Genomic DNA, 6,577 nt, shown 5'->3' with positions numbered 1-6,577 from the left:
CCGGTGTTCGTGCCGGTGCCGGTGTTCACCTGGACCGGCTTCTACGCTGGTTTCAACGCCGGCTACGGCTTCGACGCCTCGAATCGCCAGACCAACGTCTACAACAATGTCTTTCCGAACCTTGTGCAGCCGAGCATCGCAGGCGCTCAGATCGTCTACTCCAACAACTCGAACGAGGGTTTCACGGGTGGTGGCCAGATCGGCTACAACTATCAGTTCACCCCGGGCTCGGGTGTCGTGATCGGTGTTGAGGCCGACGCTCAGTACGTCGATTTCGGCCGTAGCCGGAACAACGCTCTCGTCGGTCCCGGCACCTTTGCAGCCACCCCTGGCGTCACCTTCGTCGATCCGCGCGGCACCGCCAGCCTCGACTACTTCGGCACCGTGCGCGGCCGCCTTGGCTATGCCTTCGACCGCACCCTCGTGTACGGCACCGGTGGCTTCGCCTACGGCGCTGGCAGCAATGAGCGCTCCTTCGGCGGCTTCCGCGGCAACGACGACTTCCGCACTGGCTGGGCCGCTGGCGGCGGTATCGAGTACGCCCTGCCGACCGACTCGTTCCTGAACTTCTTCAAGTCCTCGGCCGTCACGCTCAAGGTCGAAGGCCTGTACGTGAACCTCGAGAACAACAACCGCAACGCTGGCGTCTACGCTTACGACACCAACAACGTTCTCTACCGTCAGCCCGGCTTCACCAACCGCAACAGCGGCACCGAGTTCGCCGTCGTCCGCGCCGGCCTGAACTACAAGTTCGGCTCCTACTAGGATCCGAACGGCCGCCCGCGCGACCGATCCGGTCGCGCGGGCTCGGGCCAACGGGAAAGCCCGGCCTCGCGGCCGGGCTTTCGCGCGTCTGGGGCCCTGTCCGAGCGCCCGTCGATCGCCCGCGCCACCGGAATGCCGGAGGCGCGGGCGATCGCGTTCTCAGATGTCGAGCTCGGCCCCGTCGGCGAAGGCGGCGCGCTCGGAGATGAAGGTGAAGCGGGCCTCGGGCTTGTTGCCCATCAGCCGCTCGACCGCGTCCCCGGTGGAGTCGCGGGCCTCGTCCAGCACCTCGACCCGCAGGAGCGTGCGCTTCTTGGGGTCCATGGTGGTCTCCTTCAGCTGCGCCGGCATCATCTCGCCGAGGCCCTTGAAGCGGCCGATCTCGACCTTGCCGTTCTTGAAGACCGTCCGGATCAGCTGCGCCTTGTGGTCGTCGTCGCGGGCATAGGCCGTCTTGGCGCCCTGGCTGATCCGGTAGAGCGGCGGGATCGCCAGGTAGAGGTGCCCGCGGTCGATGAGCTTGGGCATCTGCCGGTAGAAGAACGTGATCAGCAGCGAGGCGATGTGGGCGCCGTCGACGTCGGCGTCCGTCATGATGATCACCTTCTCGTAGCGAAGGTCCTCCGAGCGGTAGCCCGCGCCGGTGCCGCAGCCGAGCGCCTGGGTCAGGTCCGAGATCAGCTGGTTGGCGCCGAGCTTGTCCCGGCTCGCCGAGGCGACGTTGAGGATCTTGCCGCGTAAGGGCAGGATCGCCTGGGTGGCGCGGTCGCGCGCCTGCTTGGCCGAGCCGCCGGCCGAATCGCCCTCGACGATGAAGATCTCCGAGCCGGCCATGCCCGCCTTGGAGCAGTCGGCGAGCTTGCCCGGCAGGCGCAGCTTGCGGGTGGCGGACTTGCGCGCGACCTCCTTCTCCTGGCGCCGGCGCAGGCGCTCCTCGGCCCGGTCGATCACCCAGTCGAGGAGCTTGTTGGCCTGGCCCGGGGAGGCGGCGAGCCAATGGTCGAAGGCGTCGCGGATCGCGGTCTCGACGATGCGCGAGGCCTCGACGGTGGCGAGCTTGTCCTTGGTCTGGCCCTGGAACTCGGGCTCGCGGATGAACACCGAGAGCATCGAGGCGCAGGTCGCCATGACGTCGTCGGTGGTCACGGCCGTCATGCGCTTGGCCTGGTTCACCCGCTCGGCATGCTCGCGCAGCGCCCGCAGCAGGGCGACGCGCAGGCCGCTCTCGTGGGTGCCGCCCTCGGCCGTCGGGATGGTGTTGCAGTAGGAGGCCGAGACGCCGTCGTCGGTCACCATCCAGGCGACGGCCCATTCGAGCGAGCCGTGCCCGCCGGGCTTGGTGATCTTGCCCGAGAAGATCGCGTCGGTGACGAGCTCCTTGCCCTCGAGGTCGCGGGCGAGATAGTCGCGCAGGCCGCCGGGGAAGCGGTGCACGGTCTCGGCCGGCACGTCGTCCAGGCCTTCGAGCAGGGCGGGCGCGCAGCGCCAGCGGATCTCGACCCCGCCGAACAGGTAGGCCTTGGAGCGCGCCATCTTGAACAGGCGGCGGGGGTCGAACTTCAGCGCCCCGAAGATCTCGGCATCGGGGTGGAAGCGCACGCGGGTGCCGCGCCGGTTCTGCACCCGGCCCACGGTCTCCAGCGGCCCCTGCACGTGGCCGCGCGAAAAGGTCTGGCGGTAGAGGGTCTGGCTGCGGGCGACCTCGACCTCGAGTTCGTCCGAGAGGGCGTTGACCACCGAGATGCCGACGCCGTGCAGGCCGCCCGAAGTCTCGTAGACCTTGGAGTCGAACTTACCGCCCGCGTGCAGGATGGTCATGATGACCTCCAGCGCCGACTTGGTGGGGTATTTCGGGTGCGGGTCGACGGGGATGCCGCGGCCGTTGTCGGTGACGACGAGGTGGCCGCTCTCCTCCAGCTCCACCTCGATGAAGCTGGCATGGCCCGCCACGGCCTCGTCCATGGAATTGTCGATCACCTCGGCGAAGAGGTGGTGCAGGGCGCGCTCGTCGGTGCCGCCGATATACATGCCGGGGCGACGCCGCACCGGCTCCAACCCCTCCAGCACCTCGATGGTGGAGGCGTCGTAGCCGGCCTCCGCCGAGAGGGGCGGCGACGGCGGCGCGAGTGGCGCCACGGCGGCCTCGAGCTTGCGGCGCTCGGCAGCCTTCGGCGCGGGTGCCTTGCCGCCGGCGAAGAGATCGCGTGCGGGGTCGCTCACCGGAGCGCCTCGCGCGGGTGATGGTGAGGCCGCGGGCTTCGCGGGCCGGATCGCAGAGGGAGACCGTGCAGCATTCGCCTTCATCCTCTCACCATACCGGAACAAACCGGAAACAGAAAGGGGTTCCCGCCCGGTCGGGCAGGGGCCGGAAGCCCCCGCCGCACAGGGCGTACCACCCCATGACATGGTATGGATGTGGTTAAGAAGGCCTGACGGTGGCGTGATCGGTGGATCGTCGCGGAACGCGCGCCCCATCTGCGCCCCATCCGCGCCCCTGTCGCGTCCCGCCTCAGGTCCCGACGCGGCCGCCGCCGCGGCGGGTGATCGTCAGCACGGCGGGGCGGGGCGGCATCGCCGGGTCGAAGTCGGGCCAGCGCGTGGCGGGCGCCTCGAAGGTGGCGGGCACCGCCTTCGGGTCCTCCTCGTCGGCCTCGCCGGGATGCTGGACGGCCACGAAGAAGGTGGTGTCGTCCGGCGTGAAATAGGGCCCGCACATCTCGGCGCCGTGGGGCACGCGGAAGAAGTGCTTGCCGGTGCCGCGGCCCGGCCCTTCCGTCTCCACCGCCCAGATGCCGTCGTTGCGGCCGGTGCGCGAGGGCGCGTTGCCGTCCGTGGCGACCCAGAGCCGGCCCATGCCGTCGACCGCGCAATTGTCCGGCATGCCGAACCAGCCGTTCGCCGTGGTGGCCGACGAGAAGGTGGCGCCCACCGCCGCGACGCTCGGATCGCCGCAGCGGACCAGGATCTCCCAGGTGAAGCCGGTGGCGGCGTGGTCGCCGTCGTCGGGGGTGAGTTCGACGATGTGGCCAAAGCGGTTGTCGGCGCGCGGGTTGGCGGCATCGACCTGGTCGGCCTTGCGCTTCCCGTTGTTGGTCAGCATCACGTAGACCTTGCCGGTCTTCGGATTGGCCTCGACGTCCTCGGGCCGGTCCATCTTGGTGGCCCCGAGGCGGTCGGCGGCGAGCCGGGCGCCGATCACCACGTCGGCCTGGCCGTGGAAGCCGTTCTCGGGCGTGAGCGGCCCCTGGCCGAACACCAGCGGCATCCAGGTCCCGCGCCCGTCGGCGTCGAAGCGGGCCACGTGCAGGGTTCCGGAATCCAGGAGGTCGCGGTCGCCGCTGTCGGCCCGGCCCGTGGTGACGAACTTGTAGACGTAGTCGAAGCGCTCGTCGTCGCCCTGGTAGATCACGTACTGGCCTTGCCTCGCGACGATGCCCGCCGCGCCCTCGTGCTTGAAGCGCCCCAGCGCCGTGCGCTTCTTCGGAGTCGCGGTCGGGTCGAACGGGTCGATCTCCACCACCCAGCCGAAGCGGTTGGGCTCGTTGGGCTCCTTTCCGACGTCGAAGCGCTCGTGGAAGCGGCCCCAGGCATAGGCGCCGGCCGGCAGGTTGAAGCGCTTGTGGTTGGCGGCCTCCGGCGAGCCCTCGGCCAGGGCCCCGGTGAAGTAGTAGTTGATGTTCTCCTCGCAGGTGAGCCACGTCCCCCAGGGGGTCGTGCCGCCGGCGCAGTTGTTGATCGTCCCGAGGACCGCCCGGCCGCTGGGATCGGCGGCGGTCCGCACCCGGTCGGTGCCGGCGGCCGGGCCGGTCAGGACCATCGGCGTCCCGGCCGTGAGGCGGCGGGCGTAGCGCGAATCCGGCACCACCGCCCACCTGCCGTCCTGCCGTCGGATCTCGATGACCGAGCCGCCATGGGCCGCCATCTCGATGTCGACGCGTTCCCGGGTCATGCCCTTGAAGGCGACCGCCTTGACGTCCTGGCGGCCGAGGCCGGGGAACATCAGCTCCTCGTTGGTGTATTCGTGGTTGACCACGAGCAGGCCGTGCGCAGCCGGGTCGGCCGCCCCCGGCATGGGGAAGTAGCCGACGAAGTCGTTGTTGTAGCCGAATTGCTGGGCCTGCGCGGCCGCCGTCTGGTTGCGCGGGTCGAAGGCCGGCGCGCCGGGCAGCACCGGATCGCCCCAGCGGATCAGGATCCCGGCGTCGTGCCCGGCGGCGACGTGATGGTGCGCGTCCGATCCGGCCTCGATCTCGGCGAAGGGGAAGCGGGTGTCGGGGGCTTGAGGGCCTTCGGGGGCTTGGGGGCCTTCGGAAGCTTGGGGGCCTTCGGCGGCCTGCGCCGTCCCGGCGGCGAGGGCGCGGGGCGTCACCACCGCCGCGATGGCGCCGACGCCGAGCAGCCCGCGCAGGAGGTCGCGCCGGTCGAAGCGCGCCGCGACGATGTCGCCGAAGGTCGGGTTGGCGCTGCCGTTCGACCCGCGATCCTCCGCGGCCTCCGCGGCCTGCGAGCGGGTTCGCGTCGGTTCGGTCATGCGTCGGGTCCGTGAAGGCGGGTGGCAAACCCTTTCGCTAGCCGGCCCGCATGGCACCGGTGTGACGGCCCCGCGACCGGACAGGTTCGCCGGGAACCCTCGGCGGCCGCGGGCTGGGAAGCGGCCGCCGCGGCGCTCAGGCCTTCTTGCGGGTCGCCGCGGGCGTGTCGGCGGCGACCGCGGCGGGGCGTTTCGCCGGCTTCTTGGCCGCGCCCGCCTTGGCCGCCGACCCGGCGACCCGTTCATCGGCTTCCGCCGCCGCCTCGGCCGGAGCCTTCTTCTCCGGAGCCTTCTTCTCCGAAGCCTTCTTGGCCGGAGCCTTCTTCGCGGCGGGCTTCTTGGCAGCCGCCTTCCTGGCCGGAGCCTTCTTCTTGCCTCCGCCCGCGGCCTCGCGGGCGGCGATCAGCTCCAGCGCCTGGGGCAGGTCGACCGCCTCGGCGGCCATGGTCTTGGGCAGCGTGGCGTTGGTGGTGCCGTCGGTCACGTAGGGGCCGTACTTGCCCGACTTCACCACGATGGGCTTGCCCGTCTCGGGGTGCTCGCCCAGCGGCCGGCCCGGATCGGCCGCCGGCCCGCGCCGGCCGCCGCCCTGCTCCTTGGCGACGATGAGGTCGATGGCCCGGTTGGCGCCGATCTCCAGCACGTCGTCGTCGCGGCCGAGATTCGCGTACATCTTGCCGTGCTGCACGTAGGGTCCGAAGCGGCCGAGATTGGCCAGGATCGGCTCGCCCGTCTCGGGGTGCCGCGCGACCTCGCGCGGCAGGGAGAGCAGCTTCAGGGCCATCTCCAGGTCGACCGAGGACGGGCTGGTGTCCTTCGGGATCGAGGAGCGCTTGGGCTTGGGCGCCTCCTTCTCGGTGGAGGCCTCGCCGAGCTGCACGAAGGGGCCGAAGCGCCCGTCGCGCACCGTCACGGGCAGGCCCGAGACGGGGTCGTTGCCCAGCACCCGCGTGCCGGGCTGGCCGCCGTTCTCGGACGCGCCTTCGCCGTCGCCCTCGACGCCCGAGGCGGCGAGCTGGCGGGTGTACTTGCACTCCGGATAGTTCGAGCAGCCCACGAAGGCGCCGAACTTGCCGAGCTTCAGGGAGAGCTGGCCGGAGCCGCAGGTCGGGCAGGTGCGCGGGTTCGAGCCGTCCGCCTTCTCGGGGAAGATGTGGGCGCCGAGCAGGTCGTTGAGGGCGTCGAGCACCTCCGCGACGCGCAGCTCCTTGGTGCCGGCGATCGCGGTGGAGAAGTCGCGCCAGAAGTCGCGCAGCACCTCGCGCCAGTCGATCTCGGCGT

At 70.8% G+C, this 6,577-nt stretch carries 4 protein-coding genes; 1 reads left to right on the top strand and 3 read right to left on the bottom strand.

Features of this window, described 5'->3' with window-relative positions; all coding sequences use genetic code 11:
* The coding region (locus ACLBWX_RS22825) for an outer membrane protein (RefSeq protein WP_447679135.1) at positions 1-765 on the top strand (765 nt) is incomplete at its 5' end.
* A 159-nt stretch (positions 766-924) separates the two neighbouring features.
* Here the strand turns inward: ACLBWX_RS22825 and parE are convergent.
* From parE to ACLBWX_RS22810, 3 genes are all read right to left on the bottom strand, one after another.
* Positions 925-2,985, bottom strand: a complete 2,061-nt coding sequence (gene parE / locus ACLBWX_RS22820) for a DNA topoisomerase IV subunit B (protein WP_447679205.1) — start codon at positions 2,983-2,985, stop codon at positions 925-927.
* 289 nt (positions 2,986-3,274) lie between these two features.
* On the bottom strand, positions 3,275-5,296 hold the full coding sequence (locus ACLBWX_RS22815; protein ID WP_447679204.1) for a PhoX family protein: 2,022 nt from the start codon (positions 5,294-5,296) through the stop codon (positions 3,275-3,277).
* 136 nt (positions 5,297-5,432) lie between these two features.
* Positions 5,433-6,577, bottom strand: a 1,145-nt coding sequence (locus ACLBWX_RS22810) for a topoisomerase C-terminal repeat-containing protein (RefSeq protein WP_447679203.1), incomplete at its 5' end; no start/stop codon positions are given.

It is taken from the genome of Methylobacterium sp. M6A4_1b, assembly GCF_053345175.1.
The sequence above is the reverse complement of the archived record's forward strand: the minus strand, read 5'-3'. Positions and strand labels throughout refer to the sequence as shown.

Coding starts and splice junctions, on each gene's coding strand:
- ACLBWX_RS22815 (WP_447679204.1), bottom strand. CDS start 5,296: ATGACCGAACCGACGCGAACCCGCTCGCAGGCCGCGGAGGCCGCGGAG.